Source organism: Streptomyces sp. SID12501 (genome assembly GCF_010550245.1).
Taxonomy (GTDB): domain Bacteria; phylum Actinomycetota; class Actinomycetes; order Streptomycetales; family Streptomycetaceae; genus Streptomyces.
In genome coordinates this window covers 1-403 of record NZ_JAAGLU010000928.1, presented here as the reverse complement: position 1 = coordinate 403, position 403 = coordinate 1, and the positions used below count along the sequence as shown (strand labels likewise).

Below are 403 nucleotides of genomic sequence, written 5' to 3'. Positions count from 1 at the left end.
GCCGCGCTGCTCGCCTCGGCGACCGCCGCCTGCTCGAACGGCACCGCAGCCGCGACCGGGGTCCCCGACGGCGGTCGGCGCCTCGCCGACGTCACCACCGTCGACGACCCACGCACCCTCGAGGGCCCCGTGACCGCCGTCGTCGCCGACGCCGCCGTGCGCCCCGTCGTCGACGACCCGGCGCCCGCGCTGCCCGTGACCGTCACCGACGCGCAGGGCACCCCCGTCACCGTCACCGACGTCAGCCGGATCCTCGCGCTCGACGTCTACGGCACGCTGTCGCGCACGGTCTTCGAGCTCGGGCTCGGGGACCACGTCGTCGGCCGCGACGTGTCCTCGGGGTTCGCCGAGATCGCCGACCGGCAGCTCGTCACCTCCGGCGGGCACGACCTGTCCGCCGAGG

At 76.9% G+C, this 403-nt stretch carries 1 pseudogene; it reads left to right on the top strand.

The window, feature by feature from the left end:
* Positions 1-403 (top strand): annotated as a pseudogene (locus G3I71_RS49180) (hemin receptor); the annotation flags it as partial.